Origin of the sequence: Agromyces ramosus (genome assembly GCF_030817175.1) — a bacterium.
Taxonomy (GTDB): domain Bacteria; phylum Actinomycetota; class Actinomycetes; order Actinomycetales; family Microbacteriaceae; genus Agromyces; species Agromyces ramosus_A.
The window spans coordinates 325,012-351,606 of sequence record NZ_JAUSYY010000001.1 but is presented as its reverse complement, the minus strand read 5'-3'; the positions used below and the strand labels follow the sequence as shown (position 1 = coordinate 351,606).

The 26,595-nt window shown below is 69.9% G+C and carries 30 protein-coding genes, 1 tRNA gene and 1 other RNA gene; 18 read left to right on the top strand and 14 right to left on the bottom strand.

All coding sequences use genetic code 11. From position 1 onward, the window contains the following. Positions 1-33 precede the first annotated feature (33 nt). Positions 34-951, bottom strand: coding sequence for a permease prefix domain 1-containing protein (locus QFZ26_RS01655; protein ID WP_307038743.1), 918 nt, complete (start codon positions 949-951; stop codon positions 34-36). After that, a complete protein-coding gene (locus QFZ26_RS01650) occupies positions 948-1,328 on the bottom strand; it encodes a PadR family transcriptional regulator (RefSeq protein WP_307038742.1) in 381 nt (126 codons plus the stop codon). The genes QFZ26_RS01655 and QFZ26_RS01650 overlap by 4 nt, the downstream gene beginning before the upstream one ends. 110 nt (positions 1,329-1,438) lie before the next feature. On the opposite strand from QFZ26_RS01650, the gene QFZ26_RS01645 reads away from it, so the two are divergent. Beyond that, positions 1,439-1,774, top strand: coding sequence for a hypothetical protein (locus tag QFZ26_RS01645; protein WP_307038741.1), 336 nt, complete (start codon positions 1,439-1,441; stop codon positions 1,772-1,774). A 13-nt stretch (positions 1,775-1,787) separates the two neighbouring features. Here the strand turns inward: QFZ26_RS01645 and QFZ26_RS01640 are convergent, their stop codons facing one another. Then, positions 1,788-3,056 carry an acyltransferase family protein gene (locus tag QFZ26_RS01640; RefSeq protein WP_307038740.1) on the bottom strand — a complete coding sequence of 423 codons (1,269 nt, stop codon included), beginning with the start codon at positions 3,054-3,056 and terminating at the stop codon, positions 1,788-1,790. Positions 3,057-3,186: 130 nt separating this feature from the next. Between QFZ26_RS01640 and QFZ26_RS01635 the strand changes: the two genes are divergently transcribed. The 9 genes from QFZ26_RS01635 (at position 3,187) to QFZ26_RS01595 (ending at position 9,648) form a co-directional block, all read left to right on the top strand. Beyond that, the gene (locus QFZ26_RS01635) at positions 3,187-4,419 is read left to right on the top strand and encodes a CpaF family protein (protein ID WP_307038739.1); all 1,233 of its coding nucleotides are present in this window, start codon (positions 3,187-3,189) and stop codon (positions 4,417-4,419) included. Next, the gene (locus QFZ26_RS01630; protein ID WP_307038738.1) at positions 4,416-5,276 is read left to right on the top strand and encodes a type II secretion system F family protein; all 861 of its coding nucleotides are present in this window, start codon (positions 4,416-4,418) and stop codon (positions 5,274-5,276) included. The genes QFZ26_RS01635 and QFZ26_RS01630 overlap by 4 nt, the downstream gene beginning before the upstream one ends. Next, a complete protein-coding gene (locus QFZ26_RS01625; RefSeq protein ID WP_307038737.1) occupies positions 5,264-6,211 on the top strand; it encodes a type II secretion system F family protein in 948 nt (315 codons plus the stop codon). Before QFZ26_RS01630 ends, QFZ26_RS01625 begins: the two co-directional genes overlap by 13 nt. 78 nt (positions 6,212-6,289) lie before the next feature. Beyond that, complete coding sequence (locus tag QFZ26_RS01620; RefSeq protein WP_307045158.1) at positions 6,290-6,457, top strand: hypothetical protein; 168 nt, start codon at positions 6,290-6,292, stop codon at positions 6,455-6,457. Further along, positions 6,454-6,867, top strand: a complete 414-nt coding sequence (locus QFZ26_RS01615) for a TadE/TadG family type IV pilus assembly protein (RefSeq protein WP_307044876.1) — start codon at positions 6,454-6,456, stop codon at positions 6,865-6,867. The genes QFZ26_RS01620 and QFZ26_RS01615 overlap by 4 nt, the downstream gene beginning before the upstream one ends. Beyond that, on the top strand, positions 6,842-7,285 hold the full coding sequence (locus QFZ26_RS01610) for a hypothetical protein (protein WP_307038736.1): 444 nt from the start codon (positions 6,842-6,844) through the stop codon (positions 7,283-7,285). The genes QFZ26_RS01615 and QFZ26_RS01610 overlap by 26 nt, the downstream gene beginning before the upstream one ends. Continuing rightward, positions 7,285-7,737 carry a pilus assembly protein TadG-related protein gene (locus QFZ26_RS01605; RefSeq protein ID WP_307038735.1) on the top strand — a complete coding sequence of 151 codons (453 nt, stop codon included), beginning with the start codon at positions 7,285-7,287 and terminating at the stop codon, positions 7,735-7,737. Before QFZ26_RS01610 ends, QFZ26_RS01605 begins: the two co-directional genes overlap by 1 nt. Before the next feature lie 24 nt (positions 7,738-7,761). Then, on the top strand, positions 7,762-8,463 hold the full coding sequence (locus QFZ26_RS01600) for a PPOX class F420-dependent oxidoreductase (protein WP_307038734.1): 702 nt from the start codon (positions 7,762-7,764) through the stop codon (positions 8,461-8,463). A 432-nt stretch (positions 8,464-8,895) separates the two neighbouring features. Continuing rightward, positions 8,896-9,648, top strand: coding sequence for an alpha/beta fold hydrolase (locus tag QFZ26_RS01595; protein WP_307038733.1), 753 nt, complete (start codon positions 8,896-8,898; stop codon positions 9,646-9,648). Here the strand turns inward: QFZ26_RS01595 and QFZ26_RS01590 are convergent. Both QFZ26_RS01590 and QFZ26_RS01585 read right to left on the bottom strand, forming a co-directional pair. Beyond that, on the bottom strand, positions 9,645-10,937 hold the full coding sequence (locus QFZ26_RS01590; RefSeq protein WP_307038732.1) for an MFS transporter: 1,293 nt from the start codon (positions 10,935-10,937) through the stop codon (positions 9,645-9,647). The two genes, QFZ26_RS01595 and QFZ26_RS01590, sit on opposite strands and share 4 nt — an antisense overlap. Before the next feature lie 74 nt (positions 10,938-11,011). Further along, complete coding sequence (locus QFZ26_RS01585) at positions 11,012-11,533, bottom strand: Hcp family type VI secretion system effector (protein WP_307038731.1); 522 nt, start codon at positions 11,531-11,533, stop codon at positions 11,012-11,014. A 96-nt stretch (positions 11,534-11,629) separates the two neighbouring features. On the opposite strand from QFZ26_RS01585, the gene prfB reads away from it, so the two are divergent. From prfB to smpB, 4 genes are all read left to right on the top strand, one after another. After that, positions 11,630-12,736: a peptide chain release factor 2 gene (prfB, locus tag QFZ26_RS01580; protein WP_307038730.1), complete on the top strand. Its 1,107-nt coding sequence runs from the start codon at positions 11,630-11,632 to the stop codon at positions 12,734-12,736. A 63-nt stretch (positions 12,737-12,799) separates the two neighbouring features. Beyond that, positions 12,800-13,846: a cell division ATP-binding protein FtsE gene (ftsE, locus tag QFZ26_RS01575; protein ID WP_307038729.1), complete on the top strand. Its 1,047-nt coding sequence runs from the start codon at positions 12,800-12,802 to the stop codon at positions 13,844-13,846. Next, positions 13,843-14,754, top strand: coding sequence for a permease-like cell division protein FtsX (ftsX, locus tag QFZ26_RS01570; RefSeq protein ID WP_307038728.1), 912 nt, complete (start codon positions 13,843-13,845; stop codon positions 14,752-14,754). The genes ftsE and ftsX overlap by 4 nt, the downstream gene beginning before the upstream one ends. Positions 14,755-14,860: 106 nt before the next feature. Next, positions 14,861-15,337 carry an SsrA-binding protein SmpB gene (smpB, locus tag QFZ26_RS01565; protein ID WP_307038727.1) on the top strand — a complete coding sequence of 159 codons (477 nt, stop codon included), beginning with the start codon at positions 14,861-14,863 and terminating at the stop codon, positions 15,335-15,337. On the opposite strand, the gene QFZ26_RS01560 is transcribed toward smpB, so the two are convergent. After that, positions 15,334-18,009: a DUF7507 domain-containing protein gene (locus QFZ26_RS01560; RefSeq protein ID WP_307038726.1), complete on the bottom strand. Its 2,676-nt coding sequence runs from the start codon at positions 18,007-18,009 to the stop codon at positions 15,334-15,336. The genes smpB and QFZ26_RS01560 overlap by 4 nt on opposite strands. 260 nt (positions 18,010-18,269) lie before the next feature. Between QFZ26_RS01560 and QFZ26_RS01555 the strand changes: the two genes are divergently transcribed. Continuing rightward, positions 18,270-19,007, top strand: a complete 738-nt coding sequence (locus tag QFZ26_RS01555) for a tyrosine-protein phosphatase (protein WP_307038725.1) — start codon at positions 18,270-18,272, stop codon at positions 19,005-19,007. A gap of 9 nt (positions 19,008-19,016) precedes the next feature. On the opposite strand, the gene QFZ26_RS01550 is transcribed toward QFZ26_RS01555, so the two are convergent. Next, on the bottom strand, positions 19,017-19,682 hold the full coding sequence (locus QFZ26_RS01550) for an SIMPL domain-containing protein (protein WP_307038724.1): 666 nt from the start codon (positions 19,680-19,682) through the stop codon (positions 19,017-19,019). A 162-nt stretch (positions 19,683-19,844) separates the two neighbouring features. Here QFZ26_RS01550 and ssrA point away from each other — a divergent pair. Both ssrA and mgrA read left to right on the top strand, forming a co-directional pair. After that, positions 19,845-20,214: a transfer-messenger RNA gene (ssrA, locus tag QFZ26_RS01545) on the top strand. 102 nt (positions 20,215-20,316) lie between these two features. Further along, on the top strand, positions 20,317-21,369 hold the full coding sequence (mgrA, locus tag QFZ26_RS01540; RefSeq protein ID WP_307038723.1) for an L-glyceraldehyde 3-phosphate reductase: 1,053 nt from the start codon (positions 20,317-20,319) through the stop codon (positions 21,367-21,369). A 39-nt stretch (positions 21,370-21,408) separates the two neighbouring features. Here mgrA and QFZ26_RS01535 read toward each other — a convergent pair whose 3' ends face one another. The 6 genes from QFZ26_RS01535 to QFZ26_RS01510 all read right to left on the bottom strand — a co-directional run bounded on the left by QFZ26_RS01535 (position 21,409) and on the right by QFZ26_RS01510 (position 25,477). After that, on the bottom strand, positions 21,409-21,957 hold the full coding sequence (locus tag QFZ26_RS01535; protein ID WP_307038722.1) for a septum formation family protein: 549 nt from the start codon (positions 21,955-21,957) through the stop codon (positions 21,409-21,411). 38 nt (positions 21,958-21,995) lie between these two features. Next, the gene (locus QFZ26_RS01530) at positions 21,996-22,523 is read right to left on the bottom strand and encodes a septum formation family protein (RefSeq protein ID WP_307038721.1); all 528 of its coding nucleotides are present in this window, start codon (positions 22,521-22,523) and stop codon (positions 21,996-21,998) included. 132 nt (positions 22,524-22,655) lie between these two features. Further along, complete coding sequence (locus tag QFZ26_RS01525) at positions 22,656-23,579, bottom strand: LLM class F420-dependent oxidoreductase (protein ID WP_307038720.1); 924 nt, start codon at positions 23,577-23,579, stop codon at positions 22,656-22,658. A gap of 4 nt (positions 23,580-23,583) precedes the next feature. After that, the gene (locus tag QFZ26_RS01520) at positions 23,584-24,447 is read right to left on the bottom strand and encodes an inositol monophosphatase family protein (protein WP_307038719.1); all 864 of its coding nucleotides are present in this window, start codon (positions 24,445-24,447) and stop codon (positions 23,584-23,586) included. 35 nt (positions 24,448-24,482) lie between these two features. Further along, positions 24,483-24,788 (bottom strand): AzlD domain-containing protein, encoded by a 306-nt coding sequence (locus QFZ26_RS01515; RefSeq protein ID WP_307038718.1) that lies wholly within the window; start codon positions 24,786-24,788, stop codon positions 24,483-24,485. Further along, the gene (locus QFZ26_RS01510) at positions 24,785-25,477 is read right to left on the bottom strand and encodes an AzlC family ABC transporter permease (RefSeq protein WP_307038717.1); all 693 of its coding nucleotides are present in this window, start codon (positions 25,475-25,477) and stop codon (positions 24,785-24,787) included. The genes QFZ26_RS01515 and QFZ26_RS01510 overlap by 4 nt, the downstream gene beginning before the upstream one ends. A 117-nt stretch (positions 25,478-25,594) precedes the next feature. Here QFZ26_RS01510 and QFZ26_RS01505 point away from each other — a divergent pair. Further along, positions 25,595-25,667 (top strand) — tRNA-Lys (locus tag QFZ26_RS01505). A gap of 76 nt (positions 25,668-25,743) precedes the next feature. Here QFZ26_RS01505 and QFZ26_RS01500 read toward each other — a convergent pair. Continuing rightward, positions 25,744-26,529 carry a metal-dependent hydrolase gene (locus QFZ26_RS01500; protein WP_307038716.1) on the bottom strand — a complete coding sequence of 262 codons (786 nt, stop codon included), beginning with the start codon at positions 26,527-26,529 and terminating at the stop codon, positions 25,744-25,746. Positions 26,530-26,595 lie beyond the last annotated feature (66 nt).

Below are 26,595 nucleotides of genomic sequence, written 5' to 3'. Positions count from 1 at the left end.
TGCCGCGACCACCGACGCCCGGACCGACCCCGCCTACGTGCGGCGGGCGTCAGCGCCGAACAGCATGCGGGCGAGCGTCACGAGCATGGCGACGAACCCGGCGACGAGCGCCACGGGTGCCCACCACCAGCCGACGGTGAAGCCGAGCACGACGGCGACCACGAACGCGACGGTCCAGATGGCGGCGGTGTAGATGCCGAATCGTGCCGCGGCAGCGGGGTCTTCGTCGAAGCGGTTGGCCACGGTGGTCGCGCGCTGCTCCACCACCACCCATGGCTTGTGCCGGTTGGTCTGCGTGGCGCCGAGGTAGCTGAGCGCGGCGATCGCAGCGACGACGAGCAGCCCGGAGAGGATGAGCCACGCGAGGTCGAGGCGCAGGATCACGGTCGCGGTGAACGCGAGCCCGGCGAGCAGCAGCCCGGTGGAGACGCCGAACGCGACGGCGCGACCGGCGGGCAGCGGATGATTCGCGGTGGTCTCCTGGCGGAGGGCGTCGGCCGTGACGATGCCGAGGGCGACCCCGAACACGGCGGCGATGGCGGTCAGCATGCCGGTGCCGAGCGACAGCACGCCGAGGAGGGCGAGCACGAGCACGACGAGCGCCGCGGCAGCGACGATCGACAGCAGCACGGTGCGCACGACGAAGCCGGGGTTCGGCCGCACCCGGTTGCGCAGCGCCGCGGCCGACGCCGACTCCACTCGGACGGGCATGGGCGTCGTGGCGTCGTCGTCGACGAGTGCACGAACGTCGCCGAGCTCGTTCATGGCCCGGCGCGCGGCATCCGACGATTCGATTCCGGATGCCTCGAGCTCGGCCACGCGCGAGAGGAGGTTGTCGCGGATCTCCTCCTTCAGGTCTTGCACCTCGGGCGTGAGCTCCACGCCGGCGAAGGCGTCGTCGAGGAGTCGATGCACGTCGGTGCTGCGACGGATGGGATCGGTGGCGTTCATGCTCGGTTGCCTTTCGTGGATGCGGGCACCGTGGTGCCCAGGAGGTCGTCGATGATGCCGCGGGTCGCGACCCAGGTCGCGACGTTGGTGCGGAACGCGGCGCGGCCCGCGTCGGTGATGCGGTAGTACTTGCGCCGGCCGCCCTGGGACTCGTCGCCCCAGTACGCCTCGGCGAGGCCATCGCGCACGAGGCGCCGATAGCTCGCGTAGAGGGTGGCCTCCTTGATCTCGTAGGCGCCGCCGGTCGCCTCGCGGATCGACTTGTAGATCTCGAAGCCGTAGCTGTCGTGGCGGCGCAGGACCCCGAGCACGATGGTGTCGGTGTGGCCGCGGAGCAGGTCGGCGGCGAACGCCTCGTCTGCGATGTTGTCGATCATGGCTAGTACTGTATCAGATCAAGTACTGTGCATGTTGTACTGCTGAACAGTCGTTCCCACCGTTCCGCAACCCCCTACACGGGCGCGAACCCCTCGCTTACGATCGGCCCATGAAGCACGTGACCTTCGCCGACAAGTCACTTCTCGTCGATGACGCGACCGCTGACCTGCTGCTCGAGTACGCGGCCGCGCTGGCGCGAAATGGCGAGGCCGACGCGGTCGACATCCACGCATTCGGCAGCGACGGCGACGAAGTCACGGCGACACTGCTGCTCGATGTCGGAGCCCCGATCATGGCCGAGACCACGAATTCCTCGTTGCCCGACCCCGACAACGAGCCGGCGCTCAGCTACATGCGAGAACAGATCGCGCGACTCTCGCCCACGGCCGTCACTCCCGACGATGGCAAGGTCCTCGTCAACTACGACGACCTCGACCTGCTCTGACGAGCGCGGCCGATCAGTCCCTTCGCGGCCTGAGCAACAGCACCGCCGCGGCGAGCGACGCGGTGCCGATGAGGGCGATCGGCAGGTCGAGGAACCAGTTCATGACGGCGAAGGCCGGGAAGAACGTGAGGGCGGCGGCGAACCACGTGCGCGCGGCATCCGGTCGCCTCATGCCCTCGGGGATGCTCGTGGGCGCCGTCTCGAGGCGGGAGAGCGGCATCGAGATGAGGAAGACCACGGCGAGCACGGCGACGAACACGACCGGCCGGGTGGCCCACCACATCGGGCTCGCAGGTTCGGGTACGGGGAAGGGCAGCAAGAGGCTGAGGCCGGCCACCGCGACGATCACCGGCAGGTGCCAGAGGTAGATCGTCATCGCCCGCGCGCCGATGAGGAAGACGATCCGCTGCAACCCGCGACCCTGCATGAGGGCGGCGAGCGGGCGATGCAGGAGCGTGAGCAGGGCGACCTGCGCGATGCCGAGCAGTGCGAGCGGCACGGTGGGCGGGTTGAGGTTGCGGAGCATGTCGGGCGATAGCCAGCCCGCGGCGACGATGCCGGCGATCAGGCCATAGGCCACGACGGCGAGTGCGACGAGCTGCCACGGGCGGCGCGCGCGGAACCATCCGTCGGCGTACCAGAAGCCGAGCTGCTGCACGAAGAACCACACGAACACGAGGTTCGCGAGGCCGATCCCGACCTCGCCGAGGATGAACCGTGCGGCGTCGACGAGCACGGCGCACGCGAAGAGCACCGCGAGGGTGGCGCGCGGCGCGGCGACGTGGAGGCGCACCATCACCGGGGCGAACGACTGAGCGAGCAGGAAGGCCGAGAGGAACCAGAGCGGCGAGCCGACGCCCGTCGCGACGATGTCGAGCATGGCCGGGTCGACGCCGATCGCCGTCGCCACCGCGAGCGCCACCGCGAAGAACATGAAGAGGGGAAGTGCGGGCCGCGCGAGGCGCAGCACGCGCCCGCGCACGAAGTCGGTCGAGTCGCCGCCGCGCCGGCGAAGGCTCTGCCAGGCGGTGTACGCCGTGAAGCCGCCGAGTGCGAAGAACAGCGGCATGATCTGGCCGACCCACGTCGCCGCATCGAACCACGCCTGCGCCTCGAGCGGCCGCGACGCGACGATCTGGCCGTCGGCGTCGAAGCCCACGCCGATCATGAGGATGTGGGCCACCACCACGAGCACGATGCAGGCGCCGCGCGCCAGGTCGACGACGAGATCGCGCTTCGCGAGGGCGGCATGCTGGTCGACTACGGCGGTCTTCGTGCTCATCGATACCTCTCCATCGGGGTGCCGCGAGTCTAGTGACGGCGCAGCGTTTTGCGGCGCACCAGACAGACGACATGTGCGCGCTGTGGATAACTTCGCGTCGAGACATCCGGTGCCACGCAAGATGGATGCCATGACCGACCCCGTGCGCACCATCGCCGAGCGAGTGCGCACCCGCGTGCTGCGTGAGGGCCTCGATCTCGCGGGCGACCGAGTCGTCGCCGCGCAATACGCCCACGAAGAGGTGCGCCGCTACAGCGAACGCGCACTCGCCGGGGCGCACGCGCAACTCGGCGACGAGCACGGCACGGCGCGCGACGTCGTCGCCTCCATCACGGGCTACGGGCCGCTGCAGCCGTACTTCGACGACCCCGATGTCGAGGAGATCTGGATCAACGCACCCACGCGCGTCTTCATCGCACGCGACGGCGTGGCCGAGCTCACGACACTCGTGCTGTCCGATCGCGAGGTGCGCGAGCTGGTCGAGCGCATGCTCCAGCACTCGGGTCGCCGGGTCGATCTCTCGTCGCCGTTCGTCGATGCATCGCTGCCCGACGGATCGCGGCTGCACGTCGCCATCCCCGATGTAGCCCGGGCGCACTGGGCTGTCAACATCCGCAAGTTCCAGCGGCGAATCCGATCGCTCCCGCAACTCGTGGAGCTCGGCTCGCTCCCGCAGCGTGCATCCGAGTTCCTCCGCATGAGCGTGCTCGCGGGTTCGAACATCCTCGTCTCGGGTGCGACGCATACCGGGAAGACCACGATGCTCAACGCGCTCATGTCGGCGGCGCGAATCGGCGAGCGCGTCGTGACGGTGGAAGAGACGTTCGAGCTCGACCTCGACGTGCGCGATCTCGTGGCGTTGCAGTGCCGGCAGCCGAATCTGGAGGGCAGCGGCGAGATCACGCTTCGCCGGCTCATCAAAGAGGCACTGCGCATGCGACCCGACCGGCTCATCGTGGGCGAGGTCCGCGAGGCCGAGAGCCTCGACCTGCTCATCGCGTTGAACTCGGGCCTGCCAGGCATGTGCACGATTCACGCGAACTCCGCGCGAGATGCACTCACGAAGCTCTGCACGCTGCCGCTCCTCGCGGGCCGAAACATCGACTCATCGTTCGTCGTACCCACCGTCGCGAGCTGCATCGATCTCGTCGTCCACCTCGCGATCGATCGCGACGGAAGGCGCCGGGTCGTCGAGATCGCGGCCCCGACCGGCGGATGCACCGGGGCGGCCGTCGATGCCGAACAGCTCTTCGTCGTGCGCGACGGTGTGCTCGTGCCCACGGGTGCGCGTCCGGCCCGGCTCGAGAAGTTTCGCGCGGCAGGTCTCGATCCCGAGATCGTGCTCGGCGGCACAGCCGCATGAGCCTCGTACTCGGAGCCCTCCTGGGGCTCGGATTGCTGCTCGTCGTGTCGCCAGTGCTGTGGCCGGCACGACGCTCCGAGACGCGAGCGTCGCTCGCCACCGGGCGCATCCGCGACGAGCTCGCCCTCGCCGGCCTCGCCCGCGTGCCGATGGGCGTCATCATCGCCATCGCGGCGTTCCTCGGCATCGTGGCCGGAGCGCTCGCGCAGGCCGTGTTCGCGATCCCGGTGGTCACGTTCGTCGCCGCCGTGCTCGGGGTGGTCCTCGTGCCGATCGTCGTTCGCGCCAGAGCGACGCGCCGCCGGGCCGCGAACCGCGCCGTCTGGCCCGACGTCGTCGACCACCTCGTCGCCTCGGTGCGGGCCGGAATGTCGCTGCCCGACAGCGTCGGCGCACTCGCCGAGCTCGGGCCGGCGGCCACCCGAAGCGCGTTCGCGTCGTTCGAGGCCGAATACCGTCGCACCGGCAACTTCTCCACCTGCCTCGACGCCCTGAAGGGCGCGCTGGCCGACCCTGTCGCCGATCGCATCCTCGAGACGCTACGCATGGCACGCGAGGTCGGCGGCAGCGATGTCACAGCAGTGCTCAGAGGGCTCTCCGGCTATCTCCGTGAAGATGCGGCATTGCGAGCCGAGGTGACCGCACGCCAGTCGTGGATCCGAAATGCAGCCCGCCTGGGCGTCGCAGCGCCCTGGCTGCTGCTCCTGGTCATCGCCTCACGCCACGAGACGATCGTGGCCTACGACTCACCGGCCGGCACCGCGCTCATCATCGCGGGCGTCGTGGTGAGCGTCATCGCGTACCAGGCGATGGTCGCGCTCGGCCGCTTGCCGGAGGAGCGGCGATGGTTCCACTGAACTCGATGGCGTCCATCGGCGTGCTGCTCGGGGCACTGCTCGGTCTCGGACTGTGGCTCGTGGTCTCGGCCGTGCCCAGGGTCGGGCGCGCGAGGCTCCTCGAGCGGGTCGCGCCATACGTCTCTGACATCTCGCCCGAGGCCCGTGCGCTGCTCGCACGGCGCCCGGCCGATCCCACCCCCGTGCTCGGCCTCATCGTGCTGCCGCTCGCACGGGTGCTCCGCACCCTGCTCTCCGAGTGGCTCGGCGGCAACGAGATCATCGCGCGGCGACTGCGCCAGTCTGCATCCGCTGCCAGCGTCGAGCGGTTCCGTGGCGAACAGCTGGCGTGGGCCGCGGGCGCGTTCGCGCTCTCCGCTGCGCTGGCCGCGCTCTCGCCGGCCTTCAGCTCATTGCCGACGATCGTGCGACTCGCCATGCCGCTCATCGCAGCTGCGCTCGGGGCGGTGGCCCGAGACTGGATGCTGCAGCGTCGCGCGCGTCGTCGTCTCGCCCGCATCTCAGCCGAGTTGCCCACCGTGCTCGAGTTCCTCACGCTGAGCCTCACCGCCGGCGAGAGCATGCTCGATGCGATCCGCCGCATCGGCCGCGCCGGATCCGGCGAGCTGCCGGGTGAGTTCGCAGGCATCGTGGCCTCGGTCGGCGCCGGTCTCCCGCTCAGCCAGGCGCTCGCCGAACTTCGAGACGGGCTCGACCATCCGGCTCTTTCGCGGGCACTCGACCAGGTGCTCGGTGCGCTCGAGCGCGGCGCCCCGCTCGCGGGCGTCCTCCGATCGCAGGCCGGTGATGCGCGCGAAGAGGCGAAGCGCACCATCATCGAGCTCGCCGGTCGAAAAGAGATCGCGATGCTCGTGCCGCTGGTCTTCCTGATCCTGCCCGTGACCATCGCGTTCGCACTGTTCCCCGGGTATCTCGTGCTGCGGGCGGGCTTCTGATGGCCCGGCCCCCAGCGATGACCCGATCTGTGCCCAGCCCTGAACGTGCGGATCCACCCGCCGACGAAAGGAATGTCCATGCGAACTTCGATCAGCGAGTGTCTCCGCGACGAACGTGGCGATGTGCCCGGCTGGGTGCTCATCACGCTCATGACGGCGGGTCTCGTCATCGTGATCTGGGGCCTTGCCGGTCCGGCGCTGTCGGGCGTCTTCGACCAGGCCATCAGCCGCGTACTGGGGTTCTGAGGCGAGCGACTCGTCCACCCCTTGCGGCGCTCCTCCGCGATGATCGAGGGTCGGCCGTCGCCGAGTTCACCCTCGTGGGCGTGCTCCTCACCGTGGTGACGCTCGCGGTCGTGCAACTCGCGCTCGCACTGCACGTGCGCAACACGGTGCTCGACGCGGCCGCTGAGGGCGCACGCTACGCATCGCTCGCGGGTTCGAGCGACGGCGACGGCGTCGCGCGCACCCGGGACCTCATCGGCATGGCGATCTCAGCAGAGTACGCCGAAGACGTCACCGCGAGCCGTTCGACGGTCGCCGGTGTTCCCGTGGTGGCCATAACGGTGCGGGCGACGCTCCCGGTCGTCGGACTCCTGGGCTTCGAGCGCGCATTGGAGGTGACCGGCCATGCGGCGGTCGAGCATCTCGAATGAGCGCGGCTCGGCATCCCTCGAGTTCCTGACGGTCGGCATCATCCTGCTGGTGCCCCTCGTGTACCTCGTGCTCGCCGTTGCGGAGATCCAAGGGGGTGCCCTCGCCGTCGAGGGCGCGGCGCGTCATGCTGCACGGGTTGCGGTGGTCGCGGGCGACCAGGCGTCGGCGGATGCCGCTGTCGATCGCGTCGTGCGGGTCGCGCTCGCCGACTACGGGGTCGAAGCCTCCGACGCATCCGTCACCGTCGGCTGCGCCCCAGACTGCGCCGAGCCCGGAACACGGGTGCACGTCACGGTGACGGCCAGTCTCACCTTGCCCCTCGTGCCCGACTTCCTCACGCTCGACCGGTTCGGAAGCGTGCCGATCACCGCGACGGCCACGCAGACCGTGTCGCGATTCGCCGGGAGCGGCTCGTGATGCGTCGCCTCCGCCCAGCACTCGAGCGGCGACACGACGATGACGGCTCCACCCTCCTGCTCACGATCTTCTTCTGCTTCCTCGGGCTCTCGCTTGTGTTCGTCGTGGTCGCGGCCACGTCGCTCTACCTCGAGCGCAAGCGCCTGTTCACGCTGGCCGACGGTGCTGCGCTCGCCGCGGCCGAGGCATGGAGCCTCGAAACGGTCGAGGTCGACGGCAACCGGCTCTCACTCGAGCTCGAGAGCGGCGCCGTGCGGCAAGCGGCGGTCGAGTACCTCGGCGACGCCGAGCACGGGCTCGCCGACGTGCGGCTCGTGCGTGCGGCATCCGACGACGGCCAGAGCGCGACGGTCACCGTGAGCTCTGTCTGGTACGCGCCGATGCACACCGAGCTGCTGCCGATCTCGGTGCCGATCGAGGTGACCGCGACGGCCCGGTCGGTCTTTCACTAGGCGGCGATGCGGTTGACTGATGGGATGACGATCGAACTCACCGACCACTTCGCCCGCATCCTCACCGCACCCGCATTCGGCCACCTCGGCACCGTGCGACCCAACGGCAGCGTGCAGGTCAACCCGATGTGGTTCGAGTTCGACGGCGAAGCCGGGGTCATCCGCTTCACGCACACGACCAAGCGGGCCAAGTTCCGCAACCTGCAGAAGAACCCGCACATGACCCTCGAGGTCATCGACCCCGAGAACCCCATGAAGTACGTCGAGGTGCGCGGCCGCCTCGCCGAGGTCATCGCCGACCCCGAAGGCGACTTCTACGTGCACCTCGGGCAGCGCTACGGCGACGCCGACACCCCCGCGCCCGGCCGACAAGGCCGACCGGGTCATCCTCGTCATGGCCATCGAGAAGGTCAACGGCCGCTGATGAGCGCTTCGCGCCCACCAGGTGAACCCAGCGGCGGCGATTCCGCCTCCGCCTCGCGCGTGTCATGGAAGGCGATCCTGGCGCTCGTCCTCGCCGTCGGGGCGCTCTTCGTCCTCGACATCCTCCCCATGGTGATCGCCGCCGTCAGCGTCGTGTTCGCCGTGCTCGCCCGACGCGAGCTCGAACGTGAACCCGGCCGGGTCGGCGGTCGGCTGTGGATTCCCGCCGTCATCATCGCCGGCTTCGTGATCGTCACCCAGGCGGTCTTCCTGGCCGCGCCGCTCTTCATGTCGATCTTCTGAGGAGTCGTGGCGATCTTCCGAGACCCGGGGGAGGCAGGCGCCCGCAACGGGTCCGGGCCGAAGTGACCGAGTTCACCGGGCGTCGACCACCGAACGTGCCACACTCGACAGGCCGACGCCGACACCGCGACGTGTTGCCCGGCTGACGACGGGGGACGTGGGATGCTGCAGCTCGCATCAGATCAGGACGCGCTCGAGCGGCAGGGGCGAGCGCCGACCCGCGCGCGCCGGATGACTTGCAGCGCGCTGCTCCGACATCGGCTCCCTCTGCTCGCTTCCGTCGTCGTGCTGCTCACCGCATGCTCCTCAGGTGACCGGCCCCGAGAGACCGCTTCCTCGCCAACCGAGTCGACAGCGGATCGGAATGGTCTCGTCACCGTCGGCGATGACCGCGAAATCTACCTGGAGTGCCATGGCACCGGTTCGCCGACGGTGGTTCTCGTCTCCGGCCTCGGCGACACCGCCGAAATCTGGAGCACGAGGGCCGACCCGGCGAATGCACAGCCAACGGTCTACGACGACGTCGCCGAGTTCACGAGAGTGTGCGCGTACGACCGGCCCGGCACCGGCGGCAGCCGGTCCACTGCCGTGGCACAGCCCACCAGCGCGCAGACCTCGGCGGGAGACCTCGAGAAGCTGCTGACGGCGTCGGGGGAGACGGGCCCGTTCGTGCTCGTCGGACACTCCTACGGCGGCCCGATCATCCGAGTCTTCGCGGGCGACCACCCGACCCAGGCGAGCGGGCTCGTGCTCGTCGACGCGCTGTCGGAGGACCTCCAAGCCGGCCTGACAGGTGAGCAGCAGGCCATCTTCGAAGACCTCAACGCACCGCCGCCGCAGCCCGACGCCGAGTTCTTCGACCTGGACACCGTCGTGACTGAACTGCGCGAGTCGCCGCACGTGCCCGACGTTCCGGTCACCGTGCTCACCGCCGACATCCCCCAGTTGACGCCGGAGCTGCTGGCCTCCGGCCAGTTGCCCGCCGGCGTCGACCGAGTGTTCGCCGACGCCTTGTGGGCTGCGCAGATGGCAGCGCAGAAGGCTCTGCCCGGGAAGTTCCAGCGTGCCGTGCACATCACCGACACCGGGAGCGACCACTACATCCAAGTGGGCAACCCGCGGCTGGTGATCGACTCCATCGCTGAGATCGTCGACGAGGTGCGGGGCGCGGAACGGCGCCGTTAGGGCGACGACGGCGGCAGCCGAGGACCGCGCGGGCGACGCGGCACATACCGCGGGATGTACCGCCACAGGATCGCCGCGCCCACGAGGCCGACCACGCCCATCGTCGCGCTCGCCACGGCGAGCGTCGCGATGCTCGTGATCGCCGCGAGCGCGAGCGGCGCGGCCGCCTGACCGGCATCGCCGATGGTGCGGTAGCCGCCGAGGAACGGTGCCGGGTTCGCCTTCGGCGCGAGGTCGGCGCCGAGCGTGAGGATGACTCCGCTCGAGAGTCCGTTCGCGACACCGAGCACGAGCGCCGCGACCGTGAACCACGAGACGTTCGCCGGAACGTCGTGGGTGAACGCGAGCACGAAGTGACCGGCGGCGAGCCCCACGAGGCCGGGGATGGCGCTCCAGAGCCGGCCGAAGCGGTCCATCACCTGGCCGCTCACGTAGAAGAGGGCGAAGTCGACCGAGGCCGAAATGCCGATGACGAGCGCGGCCTGCTCGGCGGGCATGCCGATCGAGACGGCCCAGAGCGGCAGGATGATCGTGCGGCTCGCGCGCATCGCGGCGAGCACGCCGACCCCCGAGCCGATGCGCGCCAGCACCGCCCGGTGCGTCACGATCGCGCGGAAGACACCGTGGGACGCGGCATCCGCTTCCGCCTCGCCGGCCGTGCGTGCCTCACCCGACGCGGATGCCTCACGCGCGAGCCGTGCGGCACCGAAGACGCGCTCGGGGTCGGGCAGCACGAGCAGCACCGCCACGACCGCGAAGCAGGCCGCGACGAGCACCCAGAACACGAGCTCGGCCGAGCCCGTGTACGCGATGAGGCCGGCCGCGATGAACGGGCCGATCGCCCAGCCGCCCCGGAACACGCCGGCGAGCGTCGACAGCGCCCGCGCCCGCACCTGCTCGGGCACGTAGCTCGTGAGGAACGCGTGCCGCGCGAGGCCGAACACCGCGGTCGCGAGGCCGAGCAGGAACACGCCGATGCCGAGTGCCGCCGTCGTGGGGGAGACGAGCGCGATGAGCACGCCCACCACCGCGAGCATCGAGGCGGCGATCATGGCGTTGCGCTCGCCGATGCGCGCGACGAGCCACCCGGCCGGCAGGTCGCCGGCGAGCTCGCCGACCATGAGCATCGCGGCGATGAGGCCCGCGAGTGCGAGCGAGGCGCCGCGATCGGTCGCGACGACGGGGATGACCGGGATCATCGCGCCCTCGCCGAGCGAGAAGAGCAGCGTCGGCAGGTAGGCCGGGAGGATGATCGAGCGCCACGAGAACGGAGGCGTCGTGTCGGTCATCACCTCGACCGTACACCCGACGCCGAACCGGGCTGCAACCGCCCGAGACGGCGAGCGGATGCCCCTTCAGCGCGTCACGGCGACGTGCTCGAGACCCCCGTGGCGATGTCCCACTCGAACGTCGCGGGCGTCGCGAGCGACCCGGTGTGCAGTTGCCGGCGGTACTCGACGCTCATCGAGCGGAAGTCCATGGCGACCTCCTGCGCGACCGAGCCGTCGCTCGCACCCGACGTCGCGACCGACGTGATGACGAGATCGCGCATCGTCACGGCGAGCCACGCATCACGGCCGCTGTGGCCGCCGCCGCGGGTGACGTGCAGCTCCGCCTTCGCCAGCCGGCGACCCGAAGCGACGAAGCCGAGCAGGCGGGTCGACGAGGCATCGAATGCGTGCTCCCAGCGCAATGCCGTGGGGGTTGCGACTCCCGCGCCGCTGCCGAGGCCGGCGCCCGTGCCGCCGCCGGGACCCGCATGCGCGGCCACCGTCGACGTCACCGCCCAGTTCCACGAGCGGAGCTCGATCCACTGTTCGTGGCCGACGGCACCCGACTCGCCGTCGGCGTCATCGAAGAAGGTGAGATACGTGTTGACGGCCATGCTCGTCTCCTCGCGCGGGTCGACGCACAGGACGCACGTCGTGAAGCCCGTTGACCCGAAGTGTACGCCGCCCGGGTCGCGTAGGCTGGGGAAGCCATGTTGGATCTTGACCTCACGCAGGAGATCGCCGCGCTGCGCTCCACTTTCCGCGACATCCGTTCCGTCGTCGACGTCGACGGCCTCCAGTCGGAGATCGAGCGGCTGTCCGAGCTCGCGGGTGCGCCCGACCTCTGGGACGACACCGCGAACGCGCAGAAGGTGACGAGTGCGCTCAGCCACCGCCAGTCCGAGCTCGCGCGGGTGAAGAGCATCGACTCGCGCCTCGACGATCTCGAGGTGCTCATCGAGCTCGCCAACGAGATGGGCGATGAGGAGAGTGCCACCGAGGCGCGCGACGAGCTCGTCCAGCTGCAGAAGGCCATCGGCGAGCTCGAGGTGCAGACCCTGCTCGACGGCGAGTGGGACGACCGTCCCGCGGTCATCACCATCCGTGCCGGCGCCGGTGGCGTCGACGCCGCCGACTTCGCCGAGATGCTCATGCGCATGTACCTGCGCTGGGCCGAGAAGCACGGCTACTCCGCCACCGTCATGGACACGAGCTACGCCGAAGAGGCGGGCATCAAGTCCGCGACGTTCGAGATCGACGCGCCCTACGCGTTCGGCACGCTGAGCGTCGAGGCCGGCACGCACCGTCTCGTGCGCATGAGCCCGTTCGGCCAGGCCGGCAAGCGCCAGACGAGCTTCGCCGCGGTCGAGGTCATCCCGCTCATGGAGGAGACCGAGGCGATCGAGATCCCCGAGAACGACATCCGCGTCGACGTGTTCCGCTCATCAGGACCCGGCGGACAGTCGGTCAACACGACCGACTCGGCGGTGCGCCTCACCCACATCCCCACGGGCACGGTCGTCTCGATGCAGAACGAGAAGTCCCAGATCCAGAACCGCGCCGCGGCCATGCGCGTGCTGCAGTCGCGCCTGCTGCTGCTGCAGAAGGAGCAGGAGGCCGCGCAGAAGAAGGAGTTCGCCGGCAACATCACCGCCAGCTGGGGCGACCAGATGCGCTCCTACGTGCTCGCGCCGTACCAGATGGTGAAAGACCTTCGCACCGACTACGAGGTCGGCAACCCGAGCCACGTCTTCGACGGTGACCTCGACGGCTTCATCGCCGCGGGCATCAAGTGGCGCAAGCAGAAGGTCGAGTAGACAGGCGGTGAACGTGCGCGTCGTTGCACCGATTCACCGCGTCGCTGCTTAGGCTCGATGGCGATGATCCGCTTCGACTCCGTCACCAAGACCTATCCCGGCCAGTCCAGGCCCGCCCTGAACGACATTGGGGTGGAGATCCTCCGCGGCGAGTTCGTCTTCCTCGTCGGCGCCTCCGGGTCCGGCAAGTCGAGCTTCCTCCGGCTGATCCTCAAGGAGGAGAAGCCGTCGAAGGGCAAGATCCACGTGCTCGGCCAAGACCTCGGCTCGATCTCGAGTCGCAAGGTGCCGTACTTCCGCCGCCACCTCGGTGTCGTGTTCCAGGACTTCCGGCTGCTGCCGAACAAGAACGTCTACGAGAACGTCGCGTTCACGCTCCGCGTCATCGGCAAGTCGCGCGGTTTCATCCAGTCGGCGGTGCCCGAGACGCTGAAGCTCGTCGGCCTCGACGGCAAGGGCAAGCGGATGCCCCATGAGCTCTCCGGTGGCGAGCAGCAGCGTGTCGCCATCGCGCGCGCCATCGTGAACAAGCCGCAGATCCTCCTGGCCGACGAGCCCACGGGCAACCTCGACCCGGTGACGAGCGCCGGCATCATGACGCTCCTCGAACGCATCAACGCCGGTGGCACCACGGTCGTCATGGCCACGCACGAGGCCGGCATCGTCGACGAGATGCAGCGCCGTGTCATCGAGCTCTCGGCCGGCGACATCGTGCGCGACGAGCGCAGCGCCGGCTACGGCGCCGCGCTCCGCGAACCCGGCGACGACGAGACCGCCGAGCCGATCGTGGCTGCCGAGCCGATGACGTCGGCCGCTCCGAAGGTCAACGCCGAGGTCATGCGCGAGGCGCCGCCGCTCTACGTCGAGCCCGAGGAGCGCGACGAGGTGACGGATGCCGCGGCCGCGATCACGGCTGCCGCGACCGCGTCGGTGCCCATCACGCGCGCCGACGGCGACGACGCCGACGCCGAGGGCGCAGGCAGGACCGGCACGAAGAAGACCGCCACCGCGGCATCCCCGCATCTGACCCTCGCCGAACGGCTGGGACTCAGGGCCCCGGGAGGCCCCCGGGAAGGCGACGACGATCAAGAAGTGGGGCCGACGAAATGAGGCTCGGTCTCGTACTCTCCGAGGCGGCGAACGGCCTCCGGCGCAACGCCTCGATGGTCGTCTCCGTCGTGCTCGTCACGTTCATCTCGCTCACCTTCGTGGGCACGGCGGCCCTGCTGCAGCTGCAGATCGCGCAGATGAAGAACTACTGGTACGACCGGGCGCAGGTCGCGGTGTACCTCTGCACGGCCGTCTCGACGACCGCGGGGTGCACCGACGGCGAGGCGACCGAGGAGCAGAAGGCCGCGATCGAGGAGCAGCTCAGCTCTGACACGCTCTCGCCGTTCATCGACGAGTTCTACTTCGAAGACCACGAGCAGGCCTACGAGAACTTCCAGGAGCAGTTCGAGGGCACGCCTGCCGCCGACTACGTCACGCCCGAGGTGCTGAACGAGACGTTCTGGGTGAACCTCGTCGACCCGTCGCAATCGGCGGTGCTCGTCGAGAGCCTCGCGGGCATGGTGGGCGTCGAGCAGGTGGTCGATCAACGAAGATACCTCGACCAGATCTTCGACGTGCTCAACGCGGCGAGTTACACGGCGATCGCGATCGCGTCGATCATGCTCGTCGCGGCGGCGCTGCTCATCGCGACCACCATTCGGTTGTCGGCGTTCTCGCGACGGCGAGAGCTCGGCATCATGCGACTCGTCGGGGCATCCAACCGGTTCATCCAGACGCCGTTCGTGCTCGAGGGCGTCTTCGCGGGGCTCATCGGCTCGCTGCTCGCCGGCGGGGCGGTGGTTGCGATCGTGTACTTCTTCGTGCAGGGCTATCTCTCCGAGAGTCTCTCGTTCACCTTCGTCGACCTCACCGACGCGCTGCTCGTGGTGCCGTTGCTCATCCTCGTCGGCGTGCTGCTCGCGGCAGTGTCGGCGGGCATCGCGATCACCCGGTACCTCAAGGTCTGAGCACTCCTCGACGTCGGAGTACGGCGAGCGGATGCCGCGGCATCCGTTAGACTGAACGGCTGCCGCGGCCACTGTCGCAGCATCCAATCGAAACGAGGAGCTCGTCGTGCCCAGGGAACGCGGTCAGAAGGTCGTGGCGACCAACCGCAAGGCACGCCACGACTACACCGTCGAAGACACCTATGAGGCCGGCATGGTGCTCACGGGCACCGAGGTGAAGTCGCTGCGCGAGGGTCGTGCGTCGCTCGTCGACGGCTACGCGTTCATCGACGGCGGCGAGATGTGGCTCGACGCCGTGCACATCCCCGAGTACACCGAGGGCACCTGGAACAACCACTCGCCCCGTCGCAAGCGCAAGCTCCTGCTGCACAAGCAGGAGATCGTGAAGATCAGCCACAAGACGAAAGAGGGCGGCTACACCCTCGTTCCGCTGCGCATCTACTTCACCGACGGCCGGGCGAAGGTCGAGATCGCGGTCGCGAAGGGCAAGCGCGAGTACGACAAGCGCCAGGCCCTGCGCGAGCGTCAAGACAAGCGCGAGGCCGACCGCGCCATGGCGAGTCGCCGCAACCTCGGCGACTAGGAGTACCGCTTCGACTGCTCCGGCTCGGCCCGATCAGGTCGCCTCTGGCTCGTCGACCGCCGACGCCGGCTGACCACGATGGCGATGATCCCGAGACCGGTGAGCGTCACGAAGAGCAGAAGCTGTGTGTGGATGGTCAGTCCGGTCGTCGCCATCGCGGCGGCCGAGGGCGAGGGCGACGGCGACGGCGACGGGGTGTCCACCGGTGGCGGGTCTCCCGCGATGGTGACGGTCGCCAGTGGCGATACCACGTCGGGTCCGGCGGGCGGTGTGCCGGTTGCGGTCACGTCGTTGACGATCTCGCCCTGGTCGACGTCGGCTTGGGTGATCGTGTAGGTGGCGGTGCAGGTGAGCTGCCCGCCCGGGGCCAGCGACGGGGTCGGCGGGCACGCGATCGGTGACAGCGTGCCGGAGCCGGTGAAGGTGCCTTCCCTGATGGTCGGGTCGGTCAGGGTGACGTTCCCGGTGTTGGTGGCGACGAACGTGTAGGTGATCAGCCTGCCGACCGTGAAGCTGGCCGCATCCGACGGGGACGCAGACTTCACCACGCCGATCGCCGCTGCGGCCGGTGCCGTCACGACGGCGTCGGCCGGGGCCGAGCTCACGGTTGAATCATCCGGCGCACTGGCGGTCGTGGTCGCGGTGTTGGTGATCTGGCCGGCATCGACATCCGCCTGCGTGACGGTGTACGGCGCGGTGCAGATCACGGACGCGGTGGGCGCGAGCGATGCCGCGGCGGACGGGCACGAGATCACCGGTGCGGGACCGGTCCCGCTGAAGGCCGTCTCGGTCACCGATGCGGCGTGCAGGGTGACGTTGCCGGCGTTGGTCACGAGGAACGAGTAGGTGACCGTCTGACCGGCTGCGGTGACCTGCGTCGGAGCGGCGGTCTTCACCAGCGCGATCGCCGGTGCTGCCGCGGCCGTCACGATCGCGTCGGCGGGAGCCGCGTTCACCGGTGAGCCATCCGGCGCACTCGCCGTCGCGGTCGCGGTGTTGGTGATCTGGCCGGCATCGACATCCGCCTGCGCGACGGTGTAGGGCGCGGTGCAGGTCACGAATGCGCCGGGCACGAGGGATGCCGCGGCGAGCGGGCACGAGATCACCGGTGCCGCACGGGCCCCGCTGAAGGCGGTCTCCGTCACCGACGCGGCATGCACGGTCACGTTGCCGGTGTTGGTCACCACGAACGAATAGGCGACGGTCTGACCGGCTGCGGTGACCTGCGTCGGAGCGGCGGACTTCACGAGCGTGATCGCCGGTGACTGGTCTCCGGGGATGGTGACGGTCGCCAGTGGCGATACCACGTCGGGTCCGGCGGGCGGTGTGCCGGTTGCGGTCACGTCGTTGACGATCTCGCCCTGGTCGACGTCGGCTTGGGTGATCGTGTAGGTGGCGGTGCAGGTGAGCTGCCCGCCCGGGGCCAGCGACGGGGTCGGCGGGCACGCGATCGGTGACAGCGTGCCGGAGCCGGTGAAGGTGCCTTCCCTGATGGTCGGGTCGGTCAGGGTGACGTTCCCGCTGTTGGTGGCGACGAACGTGTAGGTGATCAGCCTGCCGACCGTGAAGCTGGCCGCATCCGACGGGGACGCCGACTTCACCGCGCCGATCGCCGGCGCCTGCGCCGTGTTCGTGATGGTGCAGACGATGTCGTCGCCGACCTGCGGGACGATGGCCTTCTGCGTACCGGACCCGGAAGGCAGGACCGTCGACGCACCGGGCCTGGAGTTGCTGCAGCTCCACGAGGTGAGGTAGGCCGCGAGGGGGCTCGCGGAACCTGGGCTCATCGCCTCCGAGAGCGTGTACGACTGCCCGGCGCCGGGCGGGATCACTTCGGCCACGCCCGTCGACGACGTGGTGCCGGCGGCCCCCGTCGTCGCGTTTCCGAGCGTCGTGCCCTGCGGGGAGGTCACGCTGGTCTCGAACGAATCCGACGGGTTGAAGCGACTGGCGACGGTCTTGTTCAACCTGATCGCCGCGAGCTGGACTCCGAACGCGACCGCCTGCACCCCGATGTTGGTGTTGTCGGCCATGCGAGCACTCATGAACGTCGAGTTCACCGAGCGGAACAGCGCCGTTCCATACGCGCCCGGGTACGAGTTGGTGAGTCCTCGGCATTGCACGGTCGTCGTTCCCAAGCCGCTGATCTGCGCGTTGCATCCCTGCCCGAACCCGGTGATCTTCGAGATGGACGTGTTGGACGTGAACGTCAGGGTCTCCTGGTTGGCCGTCGACTCGGCGTCAGCCGAGACCAACGCGTAGCCCGAGACGGGCAGGCCGGCCGAATCGAGGATCTGGAAGTTGCGAACCTCGGCGACCGAACTGCCGAGCATGCTCCGACCGATCGCCGGCCTCCCGGTCGTGCCGAGATACGACGGCACCGGGTACCCGTTGGCGGCGTCAGGAGATCCCCGGCCCAGGTATCCGCTCCCGCGCGGCAACGCCGACGTGGTGTACGTGGCACCGGTGACGTGGAAGTTGAAGGTGGCCGTGTACCCCCCGCGAAGTGAGATGGCCATGTTCTGCCCGGCCGACGAACCCGCCACCGCCTGGTTGAACGCGGTCAGGTCGAGCCAGCAGATCGAATTCGCCGACGGGCCGGGCGTGCCGTAACTGCACCCCACCGGATCCGCGGCTGCGGCCGGTGACGATGCGCCGGCCGGAACGCTCACGACGACGAGGAGGAGCGCGGCCCCCAGCGAGAGCAGACGCGAAGGAATGCGGGAGCCGCGACGCGGACTCCGGGAACCGGCATGCCTCCCGAGTTCGCTCGGGCCGGCTTCGACGCGCGCGCCCCGGTTCGCCCATGCCATTGCGGCCCCCACGTCCCCCGACCTCGTGAGCCACAGCGTACCCGAGGTGGCGTCCATTGCACGAGCACTCCTCAGCTATCCCATCCGGGGTGTCCGGCGTCGGGGGTAGGCTCATCGCGATGGAGACCTCGACGCGAATCCCGGTTCCCGGCACCTACAACTTCCGCGATGTGGGCGGGCTCCCGGCCGCCACCGGCACCGTGCGCGACGGCGTGCTGTTCCGCTCCGACGGACTGCATCGCCTGGGCGAGGCGGGTCGCGCCCAGCTGCGAGAGCTCGGGGTCGGCATCGTCATCGACCTCCGCGACGAGAACGAGGCGGCGGTGATGCCCGACGACCTCGACGGCCTCGACGTCGAGGTGCTGCGGCTCCCGGTCTTCGAGGGCTCGGGTGCCTCGCAGGGGGCGGGCGGCATCTCGCTCGACGCGCTCTACCACCGCATCGTCACCCAGCACGCCTCGATCGTGGTCAGCGCGTTGCGTGAGATCGCCAGCGCGGGCGACCGTGCCGTCGTCGTGCACTGCACCGCGGGCAAAGACCGCACCGGCGTGGTCGTCGCGCTCGCGCTCCTGGCCGTCGGCGTCGACCGCGAGGCGGTCATCGACGACTACGTGCGCACCGAGTCGAACCTCGCGGGCGAGTGGCTCGAAGAGATGGTCACCCTCGTCGGCCGCTACGGCGTGCCCGACAGCCCCGAGCTCCGCACGCTCATGGGCGGCAGTCCCCGCGAGGCCATCGACGGGGTGATCGAGACCATCGAGCGCGAGCACGGCTCGACCCGCTCGTACCTCCTCGCCGCCGGCCTCAGCCTCGGCGAGCTCGCCGCGCTCGAGACGCTGCTCGTCGACGAGGCCTGACCGGCAGCATCACGCCGGGTCGGCCGAGAACCTCGCGTCGACGGATGCCTCGATCACGAGCTTGGCCGGCGTGAACTCCGCGCCGCCCCCGCTCGTGTCGGCCACCGCGCGCATCGCGAACATCCGCTCACCGCCGCCCTGCGGCACGGGGTGCGCCGTGAGCAGGCCCGTATCGGCCAGCTCGACCGGGGTCGGGGCGCCGAGGCCGAGGGCCGACGCGTAGATCGCGGCTTTCGCGACCGCATCGGCGACCGCGTCGCGCTGTGCGCGCTCCTGCACGCGCTTGCGCGTGGCATCCGTCAATCGCCAATCGATGCCTCCAAGGGCGACCGCATTGCCGATCGAGACCCGGCTCACCCATTCGCCGAGCTTCGCGAGGTCGGTGAAGACCACCTCGATCTCCGCGCTCGTCTGGTGCACCATGGGGAGCTGCTTGCCCTCGGCGTTCCACGGCCGGTGCGCCCACACTCGCAGCTGTCCGGCCGACCAGGAGTCGAGCGCCCCGGATGCCTCGAGCTCGCGCACCGCGGCAATCAGCCGCTCATGCGCCTCGGTGGTGCGGCTCATCGCGACGTTCCGCTCGGCCTCGGAAACGCCGACCGAGAGCGACACCGCGCCGAGCTCGGGCTCGATGCGCTGTTCGGCGTTGCCGCGAACGGCGATGACGGTAGCCACATGGACCTCCTGGGTCATCCGCTCGGGAATGGCGGAGCGGCCGCGCCTGTTCTAGACTGTAAGGCCGGGCACAATCCGATTCAACGATCGGCGCCCGGGCTTGAAAACTCCACAGTGTGTGACAACGGCCCGCCAGACTGACTCGTCAGTACGGCGTGACATGGGGATGATCGGTTTCGACATCGCCTGCGAACCCACGAGAAGCGGGCCGAGGATTCAGGGTTATCTCGTTAACGATCTCTGAAAAACATAAGTGCCAATTCAAAGCGCACTGACTTCGCCCTCGCTGCATAAGCGAGCTCGATAGTCCGTCAGCCCGCGGGTCTGTTCCCGCCCCGGTAGCTGGCGTCATCTAGGGAACTTGCTGCGTGTCGTCGCCTGAGCGACACGCGGGACTTCATCAGGCTGGGCCTGTCGACCTAGACGCCTGTGGCAAAGGTCGGGGCCGAGTAGAACGCTCACACAGGCTGCGCCCGGAGAAGGCGTGGAATCACAGCGATGGACGGGGGTTCAATTCCCCCCATCTCCACCATCGGCCGTTGTCGCACACGTGGAAGCGAAAGCCGCCCATCGGGCGGCTTTCGTCGTCTCCGGCGGGTTTGCGACTCCCGCGCTGCGGGAACAGGATGGGCGGGTGACTTCCCTTCCCGATCCACAGCGTTATGACCGCATGCCGTACCGCCGCGTCGGCCGCTCGGGACTGAAGCTGCCCGCCCTCTCGCTCGGGCTCTGGCAGAACTTCGGCGACGATCGGCCACTCGACGACCAGCGCGCGATCGTGCGCCGCGCCTTCGACCTCGGCATCACGCACTTCGACCTCGCGAACAACTACGGGCCGCCCTACGGCGCCGCCGAGTCGAACTTCGGCCGCCTGCTCGCGAGCGATCTGGGATCCCACCGCGACGAGCTCATCGTCTCGACGAAGGCCGGCTGGGACATGTGGCCCGGCCCGTACGGCGTAGGCGGCAGCCGCAAGTACCTCATCGCGTCGCTCGACCGGTCGCTCGAGCGGCTCGGACTCGAGTACGTCGACATCTTCTACTCGCACCGGCCCGACCCCGAGACGCCACTCGAGGAGACCGCGCAGGCGCTCGACCAGACCGTGCGTTCGGGCAAGGCCCTCTACGTCGGCATCTCGTCGTACAGCGCTGCAGCCACCCGCGAGGTCGCCGGCATGCTCGCCGAGCTCGGCACGCCGCTGCTCATCCACCAGCCGTCGTACTCGATGCTGAACCGCTGGATCGAGACCGAGGGGCTCCTCGACGCCGCGGCCGACCTCGGCTTCGGCGTCATCGGGTTCACCGCACTCGCCCAGGGCCTCCTCACCGGCAAGTACCTGGCGGGCATTCCGGAAGGCTCACGTGCGGCGACCGACGGTTCGCTCGACCGTTCGATGCTCTCGGAGCAGACGCTCGAGCGCATCCGGGGACTCGACGCGATCGCGACGCGTCGCGGACAGTCGCTCGCGCAGCTCGCGCTCGCGTGGGCGCTGCGCGACGAGCGCGTGTCGAGCCTCGTGATCGGGGCCAGCCGCGTCGCGCAGCTCGAGGAGAACGTCGCGGCCCTCGACCGCCTCGAGTTCAGCGCCGACGAGCTCGCCGAGATCGACGGCTTCGCCGGTGACGCCGGCGTCGACCTCTGGGCCGAGGCACGCGAAGGCGGCGCGCTTCCCGGCACGACGGGCTGACGCGCCGGCGGACGGGCGCCGCCTGCGGGCCCCCCGCGATCAGTAGGCAGCGCCCTCGAGCGATCCGGTGACGTGGTCGGTGGGGTTCCAGATGATGCACGAAACGGTTCGAGCGCCCGAGGTGCTCCACGACTCCGTCGTCGGATGGAGCGTGTAGAACTCGAGTGCCGAGTCCGCGTGGGCGATGCCGACGAACGCCTCGAACCGGCTCGCGCACGCGTCGTGGGCAGCGCGCGCCACGGCGTCGTCGCCGGGGAATCCGCCGCCGTCGAGGTCGAACTGCGCGTAGACCTCGTCGTCGTGCGGCTCCTCGCACGGCACGACCGACGACGGCGAGAGTCCGTGCTCCTTCGATGCGTCGAGGCAGTCGCCGACGGCCGGGACGAAAGGCGCGGTGTCGCCCGACGACTGCTGCGGCTCGGGGCGGGCGCCGGTGGGAGCGGGTGCCGTCGGTGCGTTGCTCGCGGATGCGCTCGGTGGCGTCGGGGGAGTCGACGGCTGCGCGGACCCGCCGCTGCAGCCGCTCACGGCGAGCGCCGCTGCGGCGATCGCGAGCGCGAGTGCCGCGATGGGCCGGTTGCGAGGCATCCGGCCCATCATGGACGCTCGACCGGCGCGGGGCGAGCTCAGTATGCCGCCCCAGCGAGGGTGCCCGTGACCTGACCGGCAGGGTCGTAGATCACGCAGGAGACGACGCGGTCGTCGAGCTGGGTCCAGCTCTCCTCCGACGGGCGGTAGGCGTAGAAGTCGAGCGTCGAGGAGTCGTAGGCGAGGCCCACGAAGGCGTCGAACTCGGCCTGGCACCTGGTGTCGGCCTCGGTCTGCACGGCGTCTTCCCCCGGGAACTCATCGCCCTGGAGCGTGAAGTCGAAGTAGACCTCTTCATCGTGCGGCTGGTCGCAGGGCACGACCGGCACCTCGGAGACGAGTTCTTCGGAGACCTCGTTCATGCAGTCGCCGACGCGCAGGGCGAAGACGTCGGCCTGGCCCTCCTCGACGATCTCCTGGCTGGTCTCGTCACGCTCGGGCTGGGGCGCCCCGCCACCCGGCAGGAGGTCGCGCACGATGCCGCAGCCGGTGAGCGGAACGGCGACCGCGAGGGCGGTCAGGGCGATGAGCGCGCGGGTGAGCACGCGGCGTGGAGCAGGGGACACGACAGGGCCTCTCGATTCGGATGGAAGGCGGCGCACGGGGCCGCAGATAGACCGGTGCCCCCGTGATGTCCGGTAGTTTCGGCGCCAGCCTATCGGGGCCTCCGCCCTCGGCGCGATGGGGTGGGCTCCCCATCAGCGCACGTGCGGCAGCACCTCGGCGGCGATGAGTTCGAGATGGTCGAGGTCGCGCAGGTCGACGAGCTGCAGGTAGACACGGTCGGCGCCGAGATCGCGGAGCCGCAGGAGCTTCTCGGTGGCGACGTCGGGTGAACCGGCCACGTTGACCTCGGCGAAGGTATCGGGGTCGGCGTCGATGGCGCTGAGGCGTCGAAGGTAGTCGGCGTCGTTCGTCGCCACGACCGTCGGGAGTGCGACGGTCGTGCGGAGCGTCGACGCATCACGGCCGATCTCCCCGCAGGCGCGACGCACGCCCTCGAACGTCTCGGCGATGCGATCTTCGCCACGGAAGCCGATGTTGAACTCGCTCGCGTAGCGCGCGGCGATGGCAGGGGTGCGGCGGGGACCGTTGCCGCCCACGATGATGGGCACGCGAGGCTGTGCCGGCTTCGGCAGTGCGGGCGAGCCCTCGAGCGTGTAGTGCTCGCCCGCGAAGTCGTATCGACGGCCGACCGGCGTCGACCAGAGCCCCGTGACGATCTCGAGCTGCTCCTCGAGCAGGCCGAAGCGCTTCTCTGGGAACGGGATGCCGTAGGCGGCGTGCTCCTCGGCGAACCAGCCTGTGCCGAGGCCGAGCTCGACGCGGCCGCCCGACATCGCGTCGACCTGGGCGACCTGGATCGCGAGGATGCTCGGGTGACGGAACGTCGCCGAGGAGACGAGGGTGCCGAGCCGGATGCGGCGGGTCTCGCGGGCGAGCCCGGCGAGGGTGGTCCAGGCATCCGTCGGCCCCGGCAGCCCCTCGCCCGCCCCCATCGCGAGGAAGTGGTCGGAGCGGAACCACCCGTCGAAGCCGAGCCGTTCGGCGGCGCCGGCCTGGGCGAGTTGCTCCTCGTAGCTCGCGCCCTGCTGCGGCTCGGTGAAGATGCAGACCTCCACGGCGTCAGCTCCCCTCGGCGTCGGCCGCGCCGGCGGAGTCGGCGAGCACGTCGAGCACCGCGTCGTGCAGCAGGCCGTTCGTTGCGAGCGCACTGCCGTGCCACGGCCCCGGATCGCCCGTCACCGAGGTGAAGCGGCCACCGGCCTCTTCGACGATCGGCACGATCGCGGCGAGGTCGTAGGGCTTCACGTCGAACTCGCCCGCGATGTCGATGAGTCCCTCGGCGAGCAGCATGTACGCCCAGAGGTCGCCGTAGGCGCGATCGCGCCACACGCGCTGCGCCAGGTCGAGCAGCTGGTCGAGGTAGCCCGCGTCGCGCCATTGCGCGAGGCTCTGGAAGCTGAGGGCGGCATCGCCGAGCGCGGCGACGCCGGACACGCGCAGGCGGTGCGCGTCGGGGAAGGCACCGGATGCGGCATCCGACGCGCCCTCGCTCGCGCCGAGCTCGGCGGCCGACGAACGCGTCCAGGCGCCCATGCCGGTCGCCGCCCACCAGCGGCGAGCCATCGCGGGCGAGGAGGCGACGCCGACGACCGGCACGCCGTCGACCGCGAGCGCGATGAGGGTGCCCCAGACCGGGACTCCGCGGAGGAAGTTCGCGGTGCCGTCGATCGGGTCGAGGATCCACTGGCGATGGGTGTCGCCCTCGGTGCCGAACTCCTCGCCGAGCACGCCGTCGTTCGGCCGTACCTCGGCGAGTCGGCCGCGCAGCGCACGTTCGACGGCGAGGTCGGCTTCGGTCACGTGCGTTCGGTCGGGTTTCGTCTGCACGTCGAGGTCGATCGCACGGAATCTCGGGAGCGAGACGGCGTCGGCGAGGTCGGCGAGTTCGAGGGCGAGTGCGAGGTCGGCGGCGTGATCGGTCACCGGACCACACTATCGACGGGCCGCACCCGTCGGGTTCAGAGTTGTCGCACCAGGATCGTGACGACGACGGCGATTGCGACGCAGCCGAGCTGGGGCATGCGGAACCACCATGCCGTCGCCGCCGCGACCAGCCCGGGGACCATGCCTGCGTCGGCCTCGGCCCATCGCTCGCCGAGGAGGTTCACGACGACGAGTCCGGCGAGCAGCGCGGCCGGGAGTGCGTCGATGATCGCTTGCACGCGTGGCGGGAAGACACGATCGCCGAGCACTGCCGGCCCGACGCCCTTGTACACGATGTTGATGAGCGCAAGCGCGATCACCGCGATGATGAGGCCGGTCACGATTCAGTCGCCCTCACGGTGCGCGCTGCGGCGAGGACCGTCGCCAGGCCGCAGAGGAGCAGGGCCACGCCACCCGGCAGCACCAGCGCGCACACTGCGGCGATCACGGCCGCCACGAGGGCGATGAGCACGAGTCGCGGCCGGCCGCGAAGCGCATCGAGCAGGAGCACGAGGAAGAAGGCGGGGAAGATCACGTCGAGCCCGAACTCGCGCATGAACTCCGTCGAGGGTGCGAAGAGGGCGCCGATGGCCGTGCCCGCGATCCAGGCGGGCCACTGCACGAGCGTTGCACCGAACAGCTTCGTGCGATCGAGCGTGCCGTCGCCGCGCTGCGACGCCACCCAGGAGCCGTCGACGACCGCCTGCCCCTCGAAGGCTCGCTGCACCGGCCCGCCGTGGAGTGAGCGGGCGGATGCCGCGCCCATGGGGATGAACCGTGCGTTGATCAGTGCCGCCGCGCCGACGCCGGCGGCGATGCTCCCGCCGCTCGCGGCCGTCACGAGCGCGAACTGCGCCGACCCCGAGAACGTGACGGCCGACATGACGATCGCGAGCCACGCCGGCCATCCGTTCGTCACGGCGAACGCGCCGAAACTGACGGCGAGCGCGAAGGCCCCGATACCGAGGCCGATGCCCACACGCAGGCCGCCGCGCCAGCCGCTCGAGGGTGCTGGACCGGTCTCATTCACGGGCCTCAGTCTAGGAAGCGCCACCGACGCGCCGGTTTCGGGCTCGATTGGCGTAACCGGCGGTTCTCCTGATAACGTGGTCCCTCGGTTCGGGTTGTCCGCAAAGGCCCGAATCACGCACCTCTAGCTCAATTGGCAGAGCAACTGACTCTTAATCAGTGGGTTCCGGGTTCAAGTCCCGGGGGGTGCACTGAAAGCCCCGAACCTCTCGCCAGGTTCGGGGCTTTTTTCATGCGCCAAGCCGGTTCGGAGCGCTTCGCACCGATTCATCCGAGCGCGAAGAGATCGACGCCGGCCATGCGGAGGCACTCGAACGCGAAGCCCGAGCAGCAGTACACGGCGAGGACGGCGCCGAACGCGGTCTCGCGGAACGAGCCGGTGTCGCCCAGCAGCGGCAGGGCGACGTAGCCGTTGGGCAGCCACAGCCGGTTCAGCACGGGCACCGGCCGGAGCAGCTCGGGCGGTCGCGGCACCCACGGCCAGAGGAGGCCCGGCAGTCCGCCCGTGGTGAGGAAGTCGCCGGCCAGGTGGGCGAGGAAGCCGACCATGACCGCGAGCGGGAACCACGCCACCTGATCGGGCGCGAACACCACGATGAACGCGCCCAGCAGGGCCCCGAGCAGCCAGGCCACGGTCCACGACCCGACGAATCCGCGAGCCTTCAAGCCGAAGCAGGTGAGCGCCGCGGCGCCGATGCCGGCGCCGATCGCGATGGTGCCGAACTCGTCGGTCGCGAGGGTCAGGAGCGTCAGCGCCCACGCGCCTGCGGCGACGATCGCGAGGCCGATGGGGGAGTGCAGGCCGTGGCGGTGCCCACCGGAGAGCGCACCGATCGTCGAGGCGGTCATGCGGCCGAGCACGGGCACCGCCTGGGCGATCGTGGCGCTGTGATGGTCGGCATCGGGCAGGAGCGCAGCGCCCGCGCACACCGCGGTGCCGGCGAGGACGCCCACGGGGTCGAGCGGGTACGCCCCGAGGCTCAGGATCGGCATGGCGCCGGTGATCGCGATCCACGCGGCGGCGCCGCTCGTCGCGTGGGTGATGCCCATCATTCGAAGTGCTCTCCTCGGTCGGCCGACGACCAGTCTGTCGGGTCGGTGCGACATCGGCGTCGCGGC

Excerpts from the sequence above, each read along its gene's own strand:
- QFZ26_RS01655 (WP_307038743.1), bottom strand. The coding sequence starts at position 951 with ATGAACGCCACCGATCCCATCCGTCGCAGCACCGACGTGCATCGACTC.
- QFZ26_RS01650 (WP_307038742.1), bottom strand. The coding sequence starts at position 1,328 with ATGATCGACAACATCGCAGACGAGGCGTTCGCCGCCGACCTGCTCCGC.
- QFZ26_RS01645 (WP_307038741.1), top strand. The coding sequence starts at position 1,439 with ATGAAGCACGTGACCTTCGCCGACAAGTCACTTCTCGTCGATGACGCG.
- QFZ26_RS01640 (WP_307038740.1), bottom strand. The coding sequence starts at position 3,056 with ATGAGCACGAAGACCGCCGTAGTCGACCAGCATGCCGCCCTCGCGAAG.
- QFZ26_RS01635 (WP_307038739.1), top strand. The coding sequence starts at position 3,187 with ATGACCGACCCCGTGCGCACCATCGCCGAGCGAGTGCGCACCCGCGTG.
- QFZ26_RS01630 (WP_307038738.1), top strand. The coding sequence starts at position 4,416 with ATGAGCCTCGTACTCGGAGCCCTCCTGGGGCTCGGATTGCTGCTCGTC.
- QFZ26_RS01625 (WP_307038737.1), top strand. The coding sequence starts at position 5,264 with ATGGTTCCACTGAACTCGATGGCGTCCATCGGCGTGCTGCTCGGGGCA.
- QFZ26_RS01620 (WP_307045158.1), top strand. The coding sequence starts at position 6,290 with ATGCGAACTTCGATCAGCGAGTGTCTCCGCGACGAACGTGGCGATGTG.
- QFZ26_RS01610 (WP_307038736.1), top strand. The coding sequence starts at position 6,842 with ATGCGGCGGTCGAGCATCTCGAATGAGCGCGGCTCGGCATCCCTCGAG.
- QFZ26_RS01605 (WP_307038735.1), top strand. The coding sequence starts at position 7,285 with ATGCGTCGCCTCCGCCCAGCACTCGAGCGGCGACACGACGATGACGGC.
- QFZ26_RS01600 (WP_307038734.1), top strand. The coding sequence starts at position 7,762 with ATGACGATCGAACTCACCGACCACTTCGCCCGCATCCTCACCGCACCC.
- QFZ26_RS01590 (WP_307038732.1), bottom strand. The coding sequence starts at position 10,937 with ATGACCGACACGACGCCTCCGTTCTCGTGGCGCTCGATCATCCTCCCG.
- QFZ26_RS01585 (WP_307038731.1), bottom strand. The coding sequence starts at position 11,533 with ATGGCCGTCAACACGTATCTCACCTTCTTCGATGACGCCGACGGCGAG.
- prfB (WP_307038730.1), top strand. The coding sequence starts at position 11,630 with ATGTTGGATCTTGACCTCACGCAGGAGATCGCCGCGCTGCGCTCCACT.
- ftsE (WP_307038729.1), top strand. The coding sequence starts at position 12,800 with ATGATCCGCTTCGACTCCGTCACCAAGACCTATCCCGGCCAGTCCAGG.
- ftsX (WP_307038728.1), top strand. The coding sequence starts at position 13,843 with ATGAGGCTCGGTCTCGTACTCTCCGAGGCGGCGAACGGCCTCCGGCGC.
- QFZ26_RS01555 (WP_307038725.1), top strand. The coding sequence starts at position 18,270 with ATGGAGACCTCGACGCGAATCCCGGTTCCCGGCACCTACAACTTCCGC.
- QFZ26_RS01535 (WP_307038722.1), bottom strand. The coding sequence starts at position 21,957 with ATGCCTCGCAACCGGCCCATCGCGGCACTCGCGCTCGCGATCGCCGCA.
- QFZ26_RS01500 (WP_307038716.1), bottom strand. The coding sequence starts at position 26,529 with ATGATGGGCATCACCCACGCGACGAGCGGCGCCGCCGCGTGGATCGCG.